Source organism: Rhodococcus shunpengi (genome assembly GCF_048381395.1).
Lineage (GTDB): Bacteria > Actinomycetota > Actinomycetes > Mycobacteriales > Mycobacteriaceae > Rhodococcus.
Window position 1 is genome coordinate 473,467 of record NZ_JBLWIU010000036.1, and the last position, 19,602, is coordinate 493,068.

Here is a 19,602-nt window from a genome sequence, read left to right on the forward strand (position 1 = left end):
TGATTCGACCGCGTGCAACTGTACGGACAGCGCGGCGGCGTCGACCGTAGACAGGAGAACACACCTTGGTTTCGTCAATCACACCCGGAGATGTCGCGGCACTCGTTGCAGCGTGGTGGTTCCATTACGACGAATGGAACGCCGAGTCGTTGCGGGCACTGATGTGCGACGACCTCGCATTCAGCTGCGCGAGCGACACGGGAACGACCGACTACGAGGATTTCATTCGCGTCGACCTGCGCGGTGCGGACGCTGTGATGGCGTGGAAGGACGACCATCGCAACAACAGCCCGTACCCGTTGCGTCACTTCGGCACGAACGTGTTCCTCACGGAAAGCGACCACGAGAGCGCGTCGTTCACGTCGTATCTCTTCGTCACCAAGATCGTCGACGGCAGGCCGCACAACGTCTCGAGCGGTGTCGTTCGTGGCACTGTTCGGTCTGTCGAAGGTGCACTTGCGTTCAGCAGCGTGCAGGTCGTACTCGACACGCAGGAGTCCGTCCGTTTCGCCGACCACATGGGTGCCGCCCAGGCCACGCCCTGATATCCCGGGTCACCTCGACTACGGATCCGAAACGATTCCTCCACGAAACGAGCTGATCGACATGCCATTGTCCCCGGACGCCCGGAAAATCGTCGATGCATCGGCCGAACGTATGGGAAGGCCGATGCACGAGATACCCGTGCCCGAACTACGAGCTTCGTTGGCGGCCGGCGCCGCCCCCGGCACCACGCCGATCCATCACCGAGAAGATCTCGTCGTCCCCTCCTCGGCCGGAGGAGTGCCGATACGGATCTACCGGCCGTCGGACGGCGAAGGTCTGCCGCTGATCCAGTGGATGCACAGCGGTGGCTTCACCGTCGGTGGCCTCGACCAGAACGAGGAGTACCTGCGCAAGCTCAGCAACGCCACGGGTGCCGTCGTCGTCTCGGTCGACTACCGTCTGGCGCCGGAACATCCTTACCCGGCAGCACTCGACGACTGTCGCGCAGTATGGGAATGGATCGTGTCGGATCCGGATCAGCTTGCCGCGGCCGATGTGCACCGAGGTGTATTGGCGGGCGAAAGTGCGGGAGGGACTTTGGTGTTCGCACTGTCCCAGCAACTGAGGGACCGCGGCTTGCCGCTGCCGGTCGGGCAGGTCAGCCTGTACGGCACCACGACCATGGAGATCACGAACCCCGAACACGAGACGGTACTGCTCTCGCCGGCCGACTGCCATCGCTTCTGGGATCTGTACGTGCCGGACAAGGCCGAACGCGATTCGGTCTACGTCAATCCCGCTCTCGCTTCCGATTTGAGTGGATTGCCACCGGCTTTCGTTGCGACGGCCGAGGTCGACCCCACTCGCGACGGAACGGAGGATTATGCCCGGCGTATGCAGGCCTGTGGTGTCGACGTAGAACTACATCGCTACGACGGCGTGATGCACGGCTTCGCCACAATGACCACCGCACTCTCGGCGGCACAGGAACTGTTCGAGCACATGGTCGATTATCTCGGGCGCACATGGTCGGAATGCCTGCCGGAGCGGGCTACCCACTGAACGGATCGGTCCTCGCCCTGCCATAGCCGAGCCTTCGCCGGCTGGACCGGCAACTCTCCCACTCAGCGCAACGTTCCCTGTCCGAGGGTGGTCGGCGTCACTATCGTTCGACGCGATCTCGTCCGGTGGGTACAACCGCCCACCTCACAGGCCGAGCCATGTGTGACACGGAGGTAACTATGACGTCCTCAGAAACCGAAGTTCGCGTCATCGAATCCGGACCGCCCCCGACCCGATATGCCCGAGGCTGGCACTGCCTCGGACTCCTCGACGAATTTCGCGACGGCAAGCCGCACGCGGTGGAGGCATTCGGGACGAAGTTGGTCGTCTTCGCCGACAGCAAGGGTTCGCTGAACGTACTCAACGGTTACTGCCCACACATGGGTGGTGACCTGACCCAGGGCACGGTCAAGGGCGACTCGGTCGCGTGCCCGTTCCACGACTGGCGGTGGGCCGGCAACGGTAAGTGCTCGAGCATTCCGTATGCGCGCCGTGTTCCGCCGCTGGCACGCACGAAGTCGTGGACGACGCTCGAACGCAACGGGCAGTTGTACATCTGGCACGATCCGCAAGGTAATCCGCCGCCCCCGGAAGTCACCATTCCGGAGATCGAGGGATACGCCGAAGGAGAGTGGACGGACTTCACCTGGAACCGGCTGACGATCGAGGGTTCCCACTGCCGGGAGATCGTGGACAACGTCGTCGACATGGCGCACTTCTTCTATATTCACTACTCGTTCCCGGTGTACTTCAAGAACATCTTCGAAGGTCACATCGCCACCCAGAACATGAACACCAAACCGCGGCACGATGTGGACCTGGGCACGAGCTATTCGCGCGAAGACGATTCGATCGGGCGTTCGGAGGCGTCGTACTACGGCCCTTCGTACATGATCGACTACTTGTGGAACGACTCGCCGGTCGGCGAGCTCGAAACGGTGTTGATCAACTGCCACTATCCGGTATCGCCCACGAGTTTCGTACTGCAGTGGGGTGCGGCGGTGAAGAAGCCGGCGGGGCTCACCGACGAGCAGGCGAGGGAGATCGCCGAGTCCTTCACCACGGGCGTCGAACTCGGGTTCGTCCAGGACGTCGAGATCTGGAAGAACAAGGCGAAGATCGACAACCCGCTGCTGTGCGAGGAGGACGGCCCGGTGTATCAACTGCGGCGCTGGTACGAGCAGTTCTATGTCGACGTCGAAGACATCAAGCCGGAGATGACGCGGCGCTTCGAGTTCGAGATCGATACCGAGCGTGCGATCAGCTTCTGGCGCAAGGAAGTGGACGAGAACATCGCCGCCGGGCGATTCATCACGTCGGATCCTCGCATCGAAGCATTCCAGGCGGACGAAAACCGAGCTGCCGAGGTCGGCGTTCGGGACTGACGGTGCTATGCGAGGGCCGGCCCGGGCGATGATCCGGGCCGGCCCTCGGGCGTTCGGTACGAACTCAATCGAGCTGTGCGCGCACCCGATCGACGCGTTCCTGCCAACGATCCAGCCACTCGGGCGACGGGAAGATGTGAGTCTTCCTGGCGGCCATGGCAGTAACGACGAGGTCGGCGACGTATTCGGTCGAGACCCCCTTCTCGATGGTGCTGTTCACCTGATTACGCAGCTCTTCCAGCTCCGGATCGGCCTGTGATCTCGGGATGTGGCCGGCCGGAGCATTGCGCTCGTCGTTGCGGATGGAGGTTGCGGTGAATGCCGGGCAGAGGACCGCCACGCCCACGTGAGGGAACTCCGTCGCGAACTCGTGCGCCATACTTTCCGACATTGCGACCACAGCCGCCTTCGACGCCATGTACGGATGTAGCGGTGCAGTGGTCGTGAAGCCCGCCATCGACGCGGTGTTCACGATGTAGGCTTCGTCCTGAGCGGCCAGTAGCGGCAGGAAGATGTTGCAGCCGTTGACGACCCCCCAAAGATTGACACCGATCGTCCATTCCCAGGTGGCCAGGCTGGTAGCCGCGAATCGCTGCATCCCGCCGACTCCTGCGTTGTTGCAGAGAACGTGGACCGCGCCGAAACGCTCCATGGTGGCATCGGCGAGCGCCCGGACCGACTCGGCATCGGCGACGTCCGTTCGCACGGGCAGGACTTCCCCGAGTGCGCCGAGCTCTGTGGCCGTCTTGGCGAGATCGGCTTCATCGAGATCGGCGATGACGACCTTCATGCCTTCCTCCAGGAACCGGGTGGCGAGCCCGCGCCCGATCCCGTTCGCCCCGCCGGTTACAACGGCGACACGTCCTGCCAGTTCCTTCACAGTCCTTCTCCTTTGTCGAAGACGTGAGATGTTGCATGCATGTCCGTGGCAGGCACCGCAGCATCGATGTGTTCGAAGAGCATTTCGCTACGCCGAGTCCAGAGGAAAATGGCATGCGACGTAGTGGTCGGGGCGAACCTCCCGCATCCGAGGCTCCTCCTCAGCGCAGAGGGATTCTGCGCGAGGGCATCGCGTGCGGAACCGGCACCCGGTCGGGGGATCGATGGGCGAGGGCAGGTCACCGGACAGGGTGAGTTGTGTCGGCACGACCTCGGGATCGGGTTCGGGAATCGCCGAGAGCAACGCCTCGGTGTACGGATGCAGTGGAGCATCATAGAGCACGTCCGGTGACGCGACCTCGCAGATCTTGCCCAGGTACATCACCATCACCCGGTCGCTGACGTTCTTGACGACAGCGAGATCGTGAGCGATGAACAACAGTGTCAGCCCGTACCGCTCCTTCATGTCCTCGAGCAGATTGAGGATCTGGGCTTGGACTGACACGTCGAGAGCGGAGACGGGTTCGTCGCAGATCACCAGCTCGGGCTCGACCACCACGGCGCGAGCGATCGAAATGCGTTGGCACTGGCCACCCGAGAACTCGTGCGGTCGCCGATCTCCCGCGACGGTCGGGTCGAGCCCGACCACCGACAGGATGTCGTCGACCATGGCCTGCTTCTCCGTGCGACTGCGTCCGCCGGCCACGTCCAGTCCTTCGGAGACGATGTGTCGAACCTTGCGTAGGGGATTGAGCGACGAGATGGGATCCTGGAAGATCATCTGGAGGGTTCGTCGCGCCGAACGCAACTCACGCGGCGACATCGCAGCCAGATCGACACCCTTGAATTTCACCTCTCCCGAGGTGGGCCGCGGCAGTTGCATGACGGCCTTGGCGACTGTCGATTTTCCGCAACCCGATTCACCCACCACGCCGAGTGTTTCGCCGCGTGCGATGTCGAAGCTGACGTCCGAAACCGCTTGCACCTTCCCGGCGCGCCCGGTGTCGTATTCGACGACCAGATTGCGGACGGTGAGCAACAGATCGTGGCTGTCCGCTTCCCGCAGGTGAGCGGTTCCTGTACCGGCCATCTAGAGCACGCTCCTCGAGTCCACGGGAAGACCGGCGGCGGTCCGTCCTTCGTCCAGATTGGTGGTCCACGCGTCGTCCCCGGCAGGTGTACCGACGGGAAAGAAGCAGGCATGACGGTGCCGGTCACCGGCCGTTGCGTCCGTCGTGAGTGCCGGTGTCTCGGCAAGACATCGCGGCCGCGCGTGCGGGCAACGCGCAGCGAACGCGCATCCCGGCGGCGGATCGATGACGGTGGGCGGTCGACCCGGAATCGCGCGCAGCCGGGTATGGCTGGGGTCGGAGATCCGTGGGATCGACCCCACCAGCGCACGCGTGTAGGGATGCCGCATCTCCTGGAACAGGACCTTGGTCGGTGCCTGCTCGACGACTCGCCCCGCGTACATCACCGCGATCTCGTCGGACCTTCCGGCCACGACGCCGAGGTCGTGTGTGATGAGAACCATCGCCATGCCCTGCTCCCGCTGCAGCCTTTCGAGCAGAGTGAGGATCTGGTGTTGCACCGTCACGTCCAGTGCCGTCGTCGGCTCGTCGGCTATCAGCAGTCGCGGTGAACATGCCAATGCCAAGGCGATCACGACGCGTTGGCGCATACCTCCGGACAGATTGTGCGGGTACTGCTTCAAACGTTTGCGCGGTTCGGGGATGCCCACCCATTCGAGCAGTTCCTCCGCCCGGTCGAGAGCTTCGGACCTGCTCATCGGAAGGTGCCGGCGCAGGGTCTCGGTGAGCTGTGCGCCGATCGTGAGGACCGGAGTCAACGAGGTCATCGGGTCCTGGAACACCATCGCCATCCGCGCACCCCACAGCTTGCGGGTTTCCTCCCGGCCGAGGGTCGAAGTGTCGCGACCTTCGAATTCGATCCTCGAGCCGCTGCGCACCACGGCACTCGGCGCGAGGATGTTCATCACAGCCCTCGACAGCACGGACTTGCCGGATCCGGACTCCCCGACGATGCCGAGGGTTCGTCCCGGCGCGACGTCGAGGGTCACGCCGTCGACCGCCCGGACCATCCCGCGCGGCGTATCGAACCAGACGCGTAGATCGGTCACCGACAGCGTCGGTGCTTCGGTGTCCTGGTGTTGAAGTATCCCCGTCATGGCACGGGTCTCCTTTCCGTCGACGGTCACAGCGAGGACTCCCGGCCTACGCGCCCACGTGCCCAGTCGCCGACCCGATTGAGTGAGAACACGGTGAGAAAGAAGAACACGCCCGGGACGAGCACCAACGACGGGTTTTCGTAGAGACTCTCGCGTCCGGCGGCGATCATTCCGCCCCAACTCGGTGCCGGCGGCGGAACGCCCAGACCCAGGAAACTCAGAGAGCCCTCCGCGACGACGAGTGTGGCCGCGACGACGGTGGCGAACGAGACCACGGGCAACAGCACGTTGGGCAGGATTTCGCGACGGAGAATGCGGATGCTGTTCGAGCCCATCGATTTCGCGGCGATGACGAATTCGCGATCTGCGTAGGCGATGGTGTTGGCGCGGGCGATGCGCGCGAACGTCGGTGCTCCGACGACACCGAGTCCGATCGCAAGAGTCACCGCACTCGGTTCCCGCAGCGCGACCAGTGCGATCAGGAGAATGAGCGGCGGGAACGCGAGGATCGTATTGGTCGACAGGTCGAAGACCACGTCGAACGCGCGACGGAAATATCCCGCGACGAGACCGGTGGCGGTTCCGATCACCATCGCGACCAGGGTGGCACCGATCGCAACCGCCAAGGAGATTCGTGCACCGTGCAATGCCCGGCTGAGCTGGTCGCGGCCCAGTTGATCGGTGCCGAGGACGTGCTGGGCGCTCTGGAACGGGGGTAGCGAGTACAGGTCTCCCACCGCATCCGGGGCCGGCAATGGCAGCAGGTCGACGAACACGGCGGCGAGGACGATCGCCACCAGCCAGCACCCGCCGAGAAATGCTCCGACGTCCCGACGACGGCGACGGCGCCCGACGGGCCTCGCCTCGGCGGACGGTGGAGTGAGTTCGTCGACGGGGGCACTGCCGTCCTGCGGATCGAGGATCGGGAGCTGCTCGTCTGAAACGACCGGCATGGGTTTGTCGAGGCTGTGACTCACGAAGTCCTCACTCTCGGATCCAGAAGGGGATAGGTCAGATCGACGAGGGCGTTGAGCAGGACGTATGCGACTGCCACCACGAGGACGATCCCTTGCACCAGGAGGAAGTCCCTGCCGGTGATCGCGGTGATCACCAGGGTGCCCAGTCCGGGGAGCGAGAACAGGGACTCGACGATCACCGTCCCACCGATCAGGCGACCGAGTGACACGCCCATCACCGTCAGCAGTGAGAACGAGGAGGGGCGCAGTGCGTGGACCAGCAGGATCCGCGGTGTGGACAGTCCTCGTGCCCGGGCAGACAGAACGAAGTCCTGTTGCAGCGTCGACACCATGTCGTTCCGGAGAAGGCGAATGAAGCCCACCGTTTCGACTGCGGCCAGTGTCACCACCGGGAGAACGAGGCTACGTATGTGGGGCACGAGTCCTTCGGACAGTGGTGTCCATCCGGTGACCGGCAGTGCCGACAGTGTCACCGCGAAAACGAAGACGAGCAACACGCCCAGCAGGAAACTCGGGATCGAGAGGGTGATCGAACACAGGAATGTCGCAATACGGTCCACGAGGCCACCGGGCCGATAGCCCGAGTAGACACCGACGGGAATGGCGATGAGCAGCGCGAGGAGAATCGACAAGGTCGCGAGTTCGAGCGTGACGGGCAAACGCTCGAGGATCGATTCCGTGACAGGAACCTGCGACTGCATCGAACGTCCGAGGTCGCCCTGGAAGGCAGACCCCAGCCACGCGGCGAAGCGCTCCACCAGCGATCCGTTCAAGCCGAACCGCTCCTCGGCGGCGGCGCGCATCTCCGGGGTCGCGCCCTCGGGCAGAACCGAGGCGAGACGATCGCCCGGGATGGTCTCCAGGAGAAGAAAAGTCGTTACGCTCACCAGGGTGAGAACCGAGACGAGCTTTGCGGCATGCCGTGCTACGGCTCGGTACATCATTGCTGAATCCAGACCAGTTCGGGACGGAACCAGTACTGGTACGCAACCTCGACTCCGTGAACGTTCGGAGGGCTGATCAGGTTGGTGCGGGCGTGACGCCAGAACCGGTAGGCGTTCGTTGCGACCAGTTCGTTGATGGTCGTCTTGTACGCGCTCTCGACCACTGCGGGGTCGTTCGACGTATGAGTCAGGTCGAGCGCCTCGTCGACCGCCGGGTTCGAGTAGCCCGAGTTGTTCGACGACCCTCCGGTGCGGAAGACCTTGTAGAGATTGTCGGGGTGGGCGCCCCCGAGACCGCTGACGATCAGATCGTAATCACCGGACGTCATCGCCGCCGCGAAGGCCGCGCCTTCGAGAGGAACGATACGCACCCGGAGACCGTCGACTCGCTGCAATTGGGACTGGATCAGCTCGGCTGTCTGGCTCAGTACCGGGCTTCCGGCAGTGAGAACGTAGGTCAGTTCGATGTCACCACTGCCGGTGCGGGACCGGTAGTCGTCGAGAAGCTTCTGTGCCCCTGGGACGTCCGGTTCGGGCCACGCCGATTCCGGATCGTAGAGCGGGCTGTCCTCGGGGGTGAAACCGGACGCGACGGGTTCACCGGCATAGACAGCATTCATGATCTGCTCGTTGTCGATGAGCTTCGCGATCGCGGTTCGCACATTGGGGTCGGCAAGCGGACCACGATGGCTGAGTCGGAAGCCCGTGCCTCCGAGCAGAGGAGCAGAGGTGACGTTCATACCTGCGTTCTCGGCTCGATCGGCGTACTTCTGCACGGTGACTGCCATGACGTCGACTTCGCCGGCCTGGAGGGCATTGAAACGCTGGTCGTCGGCAGGAATCGTCTTCAGCACGAGTCGATCGACGTACGGACGGGGCTGATCCCAATAGGTCGGATTACGGTCGAGGACCATCTCTGTGCCGCGAGCCCAGGAGGCGAGGGTGAACGGTCCGGCGCCCACGGGATTGTTGCCGAAATCCGCGCCCAGCGCTTCGATCGCGGTCGGGGAGGCGATGTACGCGAGTGCTTCGGTAAGACCGAAATCGAGTTGGTAGTTGACCTCTTTCGAGGTAACCGACAGGGTCGTCGGATCGACGATCTCCCAGTCGATGGTCTTGGCGACCGAGGCGCTCGGCGAAAGAAGAGCAGGATCGAGTATGCGGTCCCAGTTGAACGCGACGGCAGCCGCGTCGAAGGGAGTGCCGTCGGAAAAGGTCAGACCGGGCCGCAGTTTCAGCGTCCAGGCCTTGCCGTCCTCGGTGGTGAAGGACTCCGCCATCCCCGGCTCGATCTCACCGGTCTCGAGATCGTAGTCGAGCAGCGCACCGTACACCGCTTGGCACGGACCGACACCGATGCCGATGGCACAGGTTGCGGGATCGACCGATTGTGCCTCGGTGTTGTACGAATACACCAACGTTCCACCACGCACAGGGTCGCCTGCGGGCGATAGGGAGGAAGCTTCTCCGCTTCCACACGCGGACGCGAACAAGGCGACAGCGGCCCCGAGGCAGACAACCACCGTCGGGTGTGAACGAATCTTCACAGCACTTCTCCTCCACGTAGTCGGGTAGGCAGGCACGGATAGAACCGAAACCAAAACGCAGTGGCTGCATTAGGTCACAGGTCACAAGAGCGGCCGAACCGGTTGTTCCACTGAGCGGGTGATCGGGCGGGAGGGGCATGCGCGAATGCCGCTATGGAGCAAAGAGATCGGATACTCGGCCGTGACAGCCCATGAATTTCGAATCGGATCGAACAGAGAACGGCGACGGTAACGTCCCACTGCGTGGAATCCGGCCTGATCCGATGCGTTCGACAGTGCCTACTGTGACGCGGATCGCCGTTCCGGCCGGGCTTGATGCCCCGGCAGAGAGGAGCCCCAATGACCACCCTCGACCGCCATCCGATGATTCCTGCGGCGCCGCCTTCCGTGATCGAGAACTTCTATACACCGGAAGAGATCGCGACGATCTTCTCCGTCATCCGGGAGAACGGGCCGTGGCGTCTCATCCTCGCCCATCACTTCTCGTCGACCGAGGAATACCTCGCGATCTCCGGCGGAAAGGACCGCAAAGCGGATGCGAAACTGTCGGATTTCGTCGCACCGGTGTTCCGGGGATTTCTCGGTAACGACGGCGTAGTCTTCTACCCCGAGTTACACGACATCTACTTCGGACGTAAGCTTCTCGACACTGCACGGTCGCTTCACGGAGCGAAGTACGGCATGGTGCACGACCTGCTCTTCAACCTGTGCGGTCCCTCGCACAGCTACGATCCGGGCCATTTCGACACCGCTGTCTTCCGCGGTATGGGTTTGTTCAACACGCCGATCTGGCTGTTGGCGATCATGTCGAAATCCGGACTCTTCGACGCGTGGGAGGTCAAGTCGGCCCAGGTACTCACGTATTTCAACAAGTCCGATATCGACGGTGGTTTCACGTACTGGCCGGACGGCCCGGACGAGGACCCTGCTCGAATCGAGGCCCCGTTCTGGAATACCGCCTTTCTCACGGACAATTCCCGGATGTACCACCGCAGAGAGTCCAACGGAGCCAGAGACCAGCGTGACTATCCCGAATTGGACATGACCTCCCGGCTGCATGCCGTCGGGGACGGGGAATGGTCGGTCCGGAACGGCGACACGGAGATTCGCCGTTTCGGTGAGGACGACATACGATTGCTCATTCACTACACGGCGTTGCTGTTCGACGATGTCGACGACGTCCGCCGCTATCAGGACCACACCGACGACCTGACTCCCGCCAAGGTGTTCGACATGCTGATCGCCGACATGCGGGCCAAGGGTCACACCGTCGACGAGCCGAGCGACCCGATGAACGACATGGCATTCGTTGCGCAGTTGACCGAGTTCTACGCGATGGCGCCCAGTCGCTATCCGGCAGAAGCTCCTCTCGAAGTTCGATGAGTGATCGCTCTTCCGTGTCCGGTCCGTGCCGGACACGGAAGAGCGGCGCCGACAGTACGTGCCTCGTCGCGAGGTCACCTCGGGCGCTACCTGCCGCCATTGCGACCGGCGTGCGCAGGTAGCGCCTTTTTGTCTACAGATTCTGGGTGATCTCGATGAGATGCCCCTCGGGGTCCTTGACGAAGGCGACTGCGAAGCCGATGTCGGGCATCTCCTCGACCGGTGTGTCGACAGTTCCGCCGGCCTTCTCGACTGCCCGCACGGTGGCGTGGACGTCGGTCACGTTGAATCCGAGCACGGATTCTCCGGCCGGGGGAGTGGGCCGCCCGACGAACCGCCACACGATCAGTGAGGAATCGTCATCCCGGCCGCTGGTGAGGATGATCTCTTCCACGGTGTCCTCACCCTTGTGGACCGTGAGGCGATTCTTTTCCTTCATACCGAAAACTGCTGCATAGAAATCCGCTTCGGCCTCGATGTCCTCGACGAAAATCTTCGTGAACGCAAATCGTGTGCTCATGCCCATGAAACTCCTTGCCGGATGCCCTGTGATTCGGAGATGTTCGTATGCATTTCGCCGGTAACGATCCCGCGCGGCAAGACGGAGTTCCGCTGAGCGGTTCATCGCGAGCCTTCGACGAGATCGTCGACATGGCGGTGGTCTCCGATGCCGGCCTCGCCTCGGTGGCCACCGGCCAGGACGCGCCCATCGGCTTCTCGGGTCCTCGAGGCCGAGGTCGAGTGGATGTCTTCGTCCGGATGCCATCCCGTTGAACGGGAGGCCACCGTCCACCGGTACGGGGCATGCGCACATAATTCAGCGCCCACGTCGGAAGTGATGCAGATCACCGGGCTGGAAATATGTGTCCGGCATCTCTTCCAGTCGGACCTCACCATCGTTTGAAGGAGTCCGCGCTATGAATTCGAGCGGTCGGAATCGACAGTTCCGTACGGTTGCGGGAGTGAGTGCATTGATGCTCGCCGGAATGTTCGGCACCGCAGCATGTGCAAGTGACGAAACGCAAGATGATGCAGCGGCGGAAGTTTCGTCCACATCCGCCTTGCCGAGCGACCCGGCGAGCGGCGAGCCGGTGAAGATCGGGTTCGTCTCGACGGAGGGCGGTGCCGCGGTATCACTGCCGGAGATGCGTGAGGGGGCCGAGGCTGCGGTCGAGTACCTGAACAACAACGGTGGCGGACTTGCGGGCCGCCCCGTCGAACTCGTCGTCTGCAAGCAACAGGAGGAACCCACCTCGGCGACAGCCTGTGCGAATCAGTTCGTCGAGCAGAAGGTGGCAGCCGTGCTGTCGCCCGGCACATCCATGGGGCCCGCGATCGTTCCGATCGTCATCGGAGCCGGCATCCCGTACGTCACGCTCAACGGGGTCGCGCCGATCGAGCTGACGTCGCCCGATGTCGCATCGCTCTCCGCCGGTCTGCCCGGAACCCTCACAGCAGCTGCTACGGCGGCGCAGCGAGAAGGAATGTCGTCGTTCACCATGTTCGCCAGTGACGGCGGCGGAATCGCGGCGATGATCGACCAGATGGGCAAGCCGATCTTCGAAGGCTTCGGAGTTCGACTCGACGTGGTTCCCGTCGCTCTGGGCATCCCGGATCCGACCCCCGTCGTCACCTCGGGGCTGGCGAACAACCCCGAAGGCGTCAGCTTCATCGGGGATGCCGCCACCTGCACTTCGGTGCTGAAGGCAGTGCAAACGACAGCGCCGACCGTGAAGAAGGTGCTGATCCCCACCTGTCTGGACGAGAACGTGGTCAAGGCCATCGGCATCGACAACGTGAAGGGCAATATCGGAATCACCGCGACCGACGCGCTGTCGGATCGGCCGGACACCGTGTTGTTCCGCTCGATTCTCGCGGAGTACGCCCCCGATCTTTCCCCCACGGGATACGGCTCGACCGGCTACCAGACGGTGATGGCTCTTGCCGGTGCAACGGACGGCATCACCGGTGAGGTCGATGCGGCGTCCATCCGTGAAGCGCTTCGCACCAGCGAGAACGTCGAGATGCCTGCAGGCGGTGGAATCACCTTCACCTGCAACGGAACCGCATTCCCGATGATGCCGTCGATCTGCTCGTCGCAGATGCTGATCGGTGAGATCGACGATCAGGGTATCCCTGTCGATCTCACGGTCACGGGCTGACGGACCGGCTGAATCCCACAAGGACACAACATGACCGACCATCTTGCCTATCTCGTACTGGGTCTCGGCAACGGAGCCGTGTACGCAGCAATCGGGCTGGCACTCGTGATGACGTTCAAGAGTTCCGGCGTCGTCAACTTCGCCACCGGTGCCGTGGCCCTCTACACCGCCTACACCTATGCGTTGTTGCGTACGGGTGAGCTGATGGTCCCGATCCCGGGGCTGCCCCGAACGGTCGATCTCGGTGGACCGCTCGGGGTCGCCCCGGCGATGGCCCTGTCGCTCGTGATCGCGGCGCTGCTCGGCCTGGTCTTCTATGCACTGATCTTCCGGCCGCTTCGTGACGCACCGGTGATCGCCAAGGCCGTGGCGTCCATCGGCCTGATGATCGTGCTGCAGGCATTGATCGCCCTGCGTGTGGGAACCGAGATCGTAGCTGTGGAACCGATCTTCGCTCTCGACAGCATCACCATCGGCGTCCGGCAAGCGCCGACCGACCGGATCTGGCTGGCTGCCACGATCATCGCGATAGCTCTGGTGGCCACACTGGTGTTCCGGTGCAGTCGCTTCGGAATCGCGACGGAGGCGGCGGCCGAGTCGGAGAAGGGTGCCTATCTGACGGGTCTTTCACCGGATCGGATCGCGTTCGGCAACTGGGCGCTCTCGTCCGTGGTGGCCGGCCTCGGTGGCATCCTCATAGCGCCGATCGTGGCCCTGAATCCTGTTGCCTACTCGATGTTCATCGTTCCCGCCCTCGCGGCGACCCTTGTCGGGAACTTCCGGTCGATCTGGCTGACCGTGGTTGCGGGAATAGTGATCGGAGCGCTGCAAGCGGAGACCACGAACCTGCAAGCAACCTTCGATTGGTTCCCGCGAGCAGGTGCGGCGGAGGCCATCACGCTGTTGCTGATCCTCGTCTTCCTCGTCCTCAAAGGACGGCCACTGCCCGATCGCGGCAGTATCGTCCGCCAAAGACTCGGTCACGCACCTCGTCCCGAGCAGATCCTCGCTCCCGCGCTCGTGGCCGTCGCGATCGCTGTCGTCGCGCTGCTCGTCACCGGAGGTAGTTATCGCGCCGCGATCATCAGCAGCATCATCTTCGCCGTGATCGCACTGTCCCAGGTGGTGGTCACGGGCTATACGGGGCAGGTGTCGCTGGCGCAGCTCACGCTCGCAGGAGTGGGTGCCTACTCGATCAGTGTCCTCAACACGAATCTCGGGATCCCGTTCCCGTTCGCGCCGCTCATCGGTGCGCTGTTCGCAATGGTGATCGGCATCGTGATCGGGCTGCCGGCTCTCCGGGTGCGCGGTCTGCCCCTCACGGTGGTCACGCTGGCGCTGGCGGTCTTCCTGGAAGCATTCTGGTTCCGGAATCCGCAACTCAACGGCGGTGTCGCGGGAGCCCCCGTCGACAGCCCGCGGTTGTTGGGAATCGATCTGGGGATCGGTGCGGGGGAGGGTTATCCACGACTCGCCTTCGCCCTGATGTGTCTGGCGGTGCTCGTCGCAGCGGCGCTCGGGGTGGCATGGCTGCGACGCAGTCGCCTGGGGACCGACATGCTCGCGGTCCGAGCGAACGAGCGGTCTGCCGCGGCATCCGGAATCGACGTCCCCCGAACAAAGTTGGCGGCATTCGCCATCGGTGCCTTTCTTGCCGGACTCGCCGGATCGCTCATGGCGTATCAACAGACGCTGGCGACACCGGAGCCGTTCACGGTGTTCCTCGGAATCACTCTGTTCGCGATCATGTACATCGCCGGCATCACGTCGATCACGGGTGCAGTGTTGGCCGGGATCATAGCGCCGGGTGGACTGTTGTTCCTGCTCGTCGACAGATTCCTGCACATCGGTGACTACTACGCGGTGATCAGCGGAATTCTGCTCATCGTCACGATCATGGTCAATCCGGACGGTATCGCCGGGAAGCTGCCAAGGATCCCCTGGCCGTCGAGACGGAAGACGTCCCTCGGCGGAACAGCGGACACCCGCGAGGTCGAACCGGTGGCCGCGCAGGTGCCGACGTCGAAGACGGACGGCCCGCTCCTGTCGGTGCAGAACCTCGATGTGAAATACGGTGCGGTGCACGCGGTGTCCGGGGCTTCCTTCGAGGTCCGCGCCGGAGAGATCGTCGGGCTCATCGGCCCGAACGGTGCGGGAAAGACCACCGTTATCGACGCCGTCACCGGATTCGCTCCGGCGACCGGTGCCATCGTCCTGGACGGGGAGGACGTCAGCGACCTGCGGCCCTACCGTCTCAGCCGGAGAGGACTCGGCCGCAGTTTCCAGGATGTCGAACTGTACGACGACCTGTCGGTCGTCGAGAACGTGACCGTCGGTGCGGCAAGAGGACACGAGTCCTCCGCGGTAGCGGTCTCGGAGCGAGTGCGTACCGTCCTCGACACGGTGGGTCTCGGAGATGTCGCGGACGCCGAGGTGTCGACCCTGTCCCAGGGCAGGCGCCAGTTGGTGTCGGTGGCGCGCGTGCTGGTCTCGTCGCCGAAAGTGGCACTGCTCGACGAACCGGCCGCAGGCCTCGACAGCTCCGAGAGCCGCTGGCTCGGTGACCGGCTTCGCGCAGCTCGCGACGCCGGTACGTCGATCCTGCTCGTCGATCACGATATGGAACTCGTCCTCACGATCTGCGACCGCGTCGTCGTCCTGGATCTGGGGCGGGTGATCGCGTGCGGTACACCGGAGGAAATTCGGGCCGACGAAGCTGTGATCAGCGCTTATCTCGGTCTCCCTCCGGATCCGGCGGCTCCCGGGCACGACGCGATTCCCGAGTCGGCCGCCGCACCGACTCATGATCCCCAGGAGGCGCTCTCGTGAGCGGACTGACGATTCGGAATCTCTCGACGGGTTACCTGCCGCAGCGTCCCTGTGTCCGGGAGGTCGACCTGCGAGTGGAGAAGGGGACGATCACCTGCCTGCTCGGACCGAACGGAGCCGGTAAGACCACGTTGTTGCTCTCCCTCGCAGGGCTGATACCCCGGTTCGGTGGCGACGTGGTCGTGGACGGACTCGATGTGGTGCCGGGCCGGCCGCGTGATGCCGTGCGTTCGGGAATGGTGCTCGTCCCCGACGACCGTGCACTCTTCCGGGAACTGAGCACGACCGACAACGTCCGGCTCGCAGTACACGATCGCCGTCGCCGTTCCAGCGCCGTCGACGAGATGCTCGAGTACTTTCCCGCGTTGGAAAAGCGGCTTCGTGTGGCCGCAGGTCGCCTGTCGGGGGGCGAGCAACAGATGCTGGCCATCGCCCGGGCGATTCTCCAGCGGCCCAAGGTTCTGCTGATCGACGAACTGAGTATGGGCCTCGCACCCGTGATCGTCGACGAGATCCTATCGGTGCTACGGCGGTTGGTGGAGGAACGGGAGATGTCCGTGCTCCTCGTCGAACAGCACGTGCGCCTTGCTCTCGACGTCGCCGACCGTGCCGCCGTGCTGGTGCACGGGTCGGTGGTGCTCTCGGAGGCAGCAGCGACTCTCGCGGCGGATCCCGGCCGGATCGAACATGCCTACCTGGGCTCCGTGCAGAACGACGGCTCCGTGCAGCACAACGGCAAGGAGAGCCGGGCCACCGCGGACACGTGATCCGAAGACGAACCACATTCGGTCTCCCGCTGTGCGGTCGGCTCCGAACATCCGAGGACGTCTGGCCGGTAGACGAAGAGACGGGTGGTGTCGCGTGGTGCGCCACCGGACAGGGAAAGGTGTCGCATGCGATTGGGCGGGAAGGTCGTCGTCGTCACGGGAGCCGGCAACGGTATCGGACGACAGACAGCGTTGACGTTGCTCGAGCGGGGAGCCAGGGTCGCGCTCGTCGATCTGAAAGGAGAGTGGTTGCGCGAGACGCAGGTGCTCGCCGGTGACCGGGGCGCACAGGTCTCGCTGCACGTCGTGGACGTCACGGATCGGGTGGCGGTGGATGCGTTGCCCGCAGCCGTCCTCGCCGAACACGGACGGATCGACGGCCTCGTCAACATTGCCGGCGTCATCCACCGGTTCGTCCCGGTTCTCGAGCTCGAACGGAGCGAGATCGAACGTGTTCTGCAGGTCAATCTCTGGGGTGTCGTCAACATGTGCCTGGCGTTCGTGCCCGAGCTCCGGCAGCGACCGGAGGCCTCGCTGGTGAACATCGCCAGCCTGTCCGGTCTCGTCCCGTTTGCCGGACAGACGGTTTACAGCGCCTCTAAGGGGGCGGTCAAACAGTTCAGCGAGGGCCTGTACCAGGAACTCTCGGATACCGGTGTGGTGGTCACGACGGTTTTCCCGGGCAACATCAGTACGAATCTCAGCGGCAACTCGGGTGTGAAGATGATCGACGCGGGTGGTCGTAAGGTGCGTGCGACGACGCCCGAGCGGACGGCGGAGCTGATCGTCTCCGGGATGGAGAAGGGCAGCTTCCGCGTGGTCATCGGCCAGGACGCGAACGTCCTCGACCGACTCGTCCGTCTCGTGCCCCGGTGGACGACGAATCTCGTCGCCAGGCAGATGAAGAGTGTGCTCCGGACGCACCCGGAAGGAAGCTGACCGCTCAGCGGGATGCACCCCGTACAGGCGATTTTCCGGGACCTAGGGTCCCTCATGAACGCAGTTGTGACGTAGTTCACGGCCCCTTCGGGTCGTCCTCGTCGCGTTGGCAGAACCACCGCAGGACACCTGCCCGGTCCCTCTCACTGGAAGGCACGACATGACCAACGTAGTTGCCGACACCGCCGCCGCTGTCGCAGAGGCGAAGGCGCGCATCGTCGAACCCCGCAGGATCGCGAGCGGATTCTCGTGGCCCGAGTGCCCGCGCTGGCACGACGGAACCTTCTGGTTCACCGACATGTACACCGCGACATTGAAAGCCCTCGATGCCGACGGCAACGCGACGGTCGTGGTGGACGCTTCGGGCCGGCGTGAAGGGACGGACGTGCCGATCCACCTCGGCGGTTTCGGATGGCTCCCGGACGGTCGGCTGATCGTCACCTCCATGCGCGAGAAGCTCGTCCTCGTTCACGGCGGGAAGGGACCCGACGACCTCGAGGTGTATGCCGATGTCTCGGCCTTCGCTCCGGCTCCCATCAACGACATGGTGGTCGATGCGGACGGACGCGCGTACGTCACCCAACTCGGCTTCGACCTCTTCGCGGGCGCCGAGCCGGTGGCGTCCCCGATCATCGTCGTCGAGCCCGACGGGACCGCATCCACCGCAGATCAGGTGGGTCCTCTGCTGTGCGCCAACGGTATTACCATCAGCGCGGACGGGACGAAGGTCTTCACTGCGGAGGTGACGGCGCAGAGGCTGACGGTCATCGATCGTGCCGCCGACGGATCGCTGTCCAATCCGCGTCCGTTCGCCGCCTGCCCGTTCCTTCCCGACGGGATCGGGCTCGATGCCGAGGGCGGCGTGTGGGCGGCGATGCCCGGCAGCGGTTACGTAGCCCGCTTCACCGAGGACGGCATGACGGACGCCGTTCCGGTCCCGCTCGAGAACGGTGTCGCCTCGGCCTGCCTGCTCGGTGGTCCCGACCGCACCACGCTCTACATGACGGTCGGTGTCGAAGTTTTCGATTTCGAGAAGTCCGCACGGGAAGCGCTGGGGACCATCTGGACCGCCGACGTTTCCATCGGTGGCGGCGACACTCGTCCCTGACTCCGGTTCTTCCCACCACATTCGAGGACAAGCTATGACATTGGATTTCAGCGACCGGGTGGTCGTGATCACCGGAGCGGGCCGCGGAATCGGCCGCGCCCACGCCGAACTGCTCGCCGCTCGTGGTGCCGCAGTGGTCGTCGGGGATCTCGGAGCCACCATCGACGGTTCCGGAGTAGATGGAGACGACCCGGCCACGGAGGTCGTCGCGGCAATCACCGCGGCAGGTGGACGCGCCGTGGCATGTGCCGCCGACGTCGCCACGGAGGACGGAGCCAACGCTCTCGTCGACATCGCTGTGTCGGAGTTCGGTCGTCTCGACGCCGTCATCAACAACGCAGGGATCGTGCGAACCGGGCGGTTCGACGAGGTTCCGTACGAGGAGTACCAGCGGCATCTCGACGTCCACTACTTCGGTGCGCTCCGGTTGTGCCGCGCGGCGTGGCCGCACCTGCTGAAGTCGCCGGCCGGCCGCGTGGTCAACACCATTTCCCAGGCCATGCTGGGCAATCCCGACATGTCGCACTACGGCGGATCGAAGGGCGCGCTGTTCGGTCTCACCCGCAACCTGGCGGTCGAAGGCCTGGCATCGGGTGTGAAGGTCAACGCCATCGCTCCCGGCGCGGGTACGAGGATGGCCGAGGCCTCGGCGGACACTCTGTCGCCCGAGGTGATGGAGTACATGCGCACGCAGTTGCGTCCCGAGCACGTCGCGCCCGTCGCGGCATATCTCGTCCATCCGGACTGCACGGTCACCGGTGAGGTGTTCAACGTCGCCGGAGGCATCGTCAATCGTCTCGCTCTGGTCAACACGGTGGGCATCCACGATCCCGGCTTGACGGTGGAGACCGTGGCCGAGCGGTTCGAGGACATCATGGCGATCACCGCCGATGCCGTGCCACAGGTCGTCGCCCCGGCGGAATTTCCCGCCTCGTCCTGAGCAAGA

17 protein-coding genes are annotated in these 19,602 nt (G+C 64.0%); 10 read left to right on the top strand and 7 right to left on the bottom strand.

Features of this window, described 5'->3' with window-relative positions:
• Positions 1 to 65: 65 nt before the first annotated feature.
• From ACNJ7K_RS26155 to ACNJ7K_RS26165, 3 genes are all read left to right on the top strand, one after another.
• Positions 66 to 545 (top strand): nuclear transport factor 2 family protein, encoded by a 480-nt coding sequence (locus ACNJ7K_RS26155; protein ID WP_487042499.1) that lies wholly within the window; start codon positions 66 to 68, stop codon positions 543 to 545.
• Positions 427 to 1,548 carry an alpha/beta hydrolase gene (locus tag ACNJ7K_RS26160; RefSeq protein WP_487042500.1) on the top strand — a complete coding sequence of 374 codons (1,122 nt, stop codon included), beginning with the start codon at positions 427 to 429 and terminating at the stop codon, positions 1,546 to 1,548. Before ACNJ7K_RS26155 ends, ACNJ7K_RS26160 begins: the two co-directional genes overlap by 119 nt.
• A 179-nt stretch (positions 1,549 to 1,727) precedes the next feature.
• Complete coding sequence (locus tag ACNJ7K_RS26165) at positions 1,728 to 2,933, top strand: 3-ketosteroid-9-alpha-monooxygenase, oxygenase component (protein WP_487042501.1); 1,206 nt, start codon at positions 1,728 to 1,730, stop codon at positions 2,931 to 2,933.
• A gap of 64 nt (positions 2,934 to 2,997) precedes the next feature.
• On the opposite strand, the gene ACNJ7K_RS26170 is transcribed toward ACNJ7K_RS26165, so the two are convergent.
• From ACNJ7K_RS26170 to ACNJ7K_RS26195, 6 genes are all read right to left on the bottom strand, one after another.
• Complete coding sequence (locus ACNJ7K_RS26170; RefSeq protein WP_487042502.1) at positions 2,998 to 3,813, bottom strand: SDR family NAD(P)-dependent oxidoreductase; 816 nt, start codon at positions 3,811 to 3,813, stop codon at positions 2,998 to 3,000.
• A gap of 87 nt (positions 3,814 to 3,900) precedes the next feature.
• The gene (locus ACNJ7K_RS26175; protein ID WP_487042503.1) at positions 3,901 to 4,902 is read right to left on the bottom strand and encodes an ABC transporter ATP-binding protein; all 1,002 of its coding nucleotides are present in this window, start codon (positions 4,900 to 4,902) and stop codon (positions 3,901 to 3,903) included.
• The gene (locus ACNJ7K_RS26180) at positions 4,903 to 6,000 is read right to left on the bottom strand and encodes an ABC transporter ATP-binding protein (RefSeq protein ID WP_487042504.1); all 1,098 of its coding nucleotides are present in this window, start codon (positions 5,998 to 6,000) and stop codon (positions 4,903 to 4,905) included.
• Positions 6,001 to 6,026: 26 nt separating this feature from the next.
• Positions 6,027 to 6,953, bottom strand: coding sequence for an ABC transporter permease (locus tag ACNJ7K_RS26185; RefSeq protein ID WP_487042505.1), 927 nt, complete (start codon positions 6,951 to 6,953; stop codon positions 6,027 to 6,029).
• Between the two features lie 20 nt (positions 6,954 to 6,973).
• A complete protein-coding gene (locus ACNJ7K_RS26190) occupies positions 6,974 to 7,921 on the bottom strand; it encodes an ABC transporter permease (protein WP_487042506.1) in 948 nt (315 codons plus the stop codon).
• On the bottom strand, positions 7,918 to 9,336 hold the full coding sequence (locus ACNJ7K_RS26195; RefSeq protein ID WP_487042507.1) for an ABC transporter substrate-binding protein: 1,419 nt from the start codon (positions 9,334 to 9,336) through the stop codon (positions 7,918 to 7,920). Before ACNJ7K_RS26195 ends, ACNJ7K_RS26190 begins: the two co-directional genes overlap by 4 nt.
• A 471-nt stretch (positions 9,337 to 9,807) precedes the next feature.
• Between ACNJ7K_RS26195 and ACNJ7K_RS26200 the strand changes: the two genes are divergently transcribed.
• Positions 9,808 to 10,851 (top strand): hypothetical protein, encoded by a 1,044-nt coding sequence (locus tag ACNJ7K_RS26200; protein WP_487042508.1) that lies wholly within the window; start codon positions 9,808 to 9,810, stop codon positions 10,849 to 10,851.
• A gap of 133 nt (positions 10,852 to 10,984) precedes the next feature.
• On the opposite strand, the gene ACNJ7K_RS26205 is transcribed toward ACNJ7K_RS26200, so the two are convergent.
• Positions 10,985 to 11,371 carry a VOC family protein gene (locus ACNJ7K_RS26205; protein ID WP_487042509.1) on the bottom strand — a complete coding sequence of 129 codons (387 nt, stop codon included), beginning with the start codon at positions 11,369 to 11,371 and terminating at the stop codon, positions 10,985 to 10,987.
• 541 nt (positions 11,372 to 11,912) lie between these two features.
• Between ACNJ7K_RS26205 and ACNJ7K_RS26210 the strand changes: the two genes are divergently transcribed.
• The 6 genes from ACNJ7K_RS26210 (at position 11,913) to ACNJ7K_RS26235 (ending at position 19,596) form a co-directional block, all read left to right on the top strand.
• Positions 11,913 to 13,013 carry an ABC transporter substrate-binding protein gene (locus ACNJ7K_RS26210; RefSeq protein WP_487042510.1) on the top strand — a complete coding sequence of 367 codons (1,101 nt, stop codon included), beginning with the start codon at positions 11,913 to 11,915 and terminating at the stop codon, positions 13,011 to 13,013.
• Positions 13,014 to 13,043: 30 nt separating this feature from the next.
• A complete protein-coding gene (locus tag ACNJ7K_RS26215) occupies positions 13,044 to 15,842 on the top strand; it encodes an ABC transporter permease subunit (protein WP_487042511.1) in 2,799 nt (932 codons plus the stop codon).
• A complete protein-coding gene (locus ACNJ7K_RS26220; RefSeq protein WP_487042512.1) occupies positions 15,839 to 16,609 on the top strand; it encodes an ABC transporter ATP-binding protein in 771 nt (256 codons plus the stop codon). Before ACNJ7K_RS26215 ends, ACNJ7K_RS26220 begins: the two co-directional genes overlap by 4 nt.
• Positions 16,610 to 16,735: 126 nt before the next feature.
• Positions 16,736 to 17,548, top strand: coding sequence for an SDR family NAD(P)-dependent oxidoreductase (locus tag ACNJ7K_RS26225; RefSeq protein ID WP_487042513.1), 813 nt, complete (start codon positions 16,736 to 16,738; stop codon positions 17,546 to 17,548).
• A gap of 160 nt (positions 17,549 to 17,708) precedes the next feature.
• Positions 17,709 to 18,656, top strand: coding sequence for an SMP-30/gluconolactonase/LRE family protein (locus tag ACNJ7K_RS26230; RefSeq protein WP_487042514.1), 948 nt, complete (start codon positions 17,709 to 17,711; stop codon positions 18,654 to 18,656).
• 34 nt (positions 18,657 to 18,690) lie between these two features.
• Positions 18,691 to 19,596, top strand: a complete 906-nt coding sequence (locus tag ACNJ7K_RS26235; RefSeq protein ID WP_487042515.1) for an SDR family NAD(P)-dependent oxidoreductase — start codon at positions 18,691 to 18,693, stop codon at positions 19,594 to 19,596.
• The last annotated feature ends 6 nt before the right edge of the window (positions 19,597 to 19,602 follow it).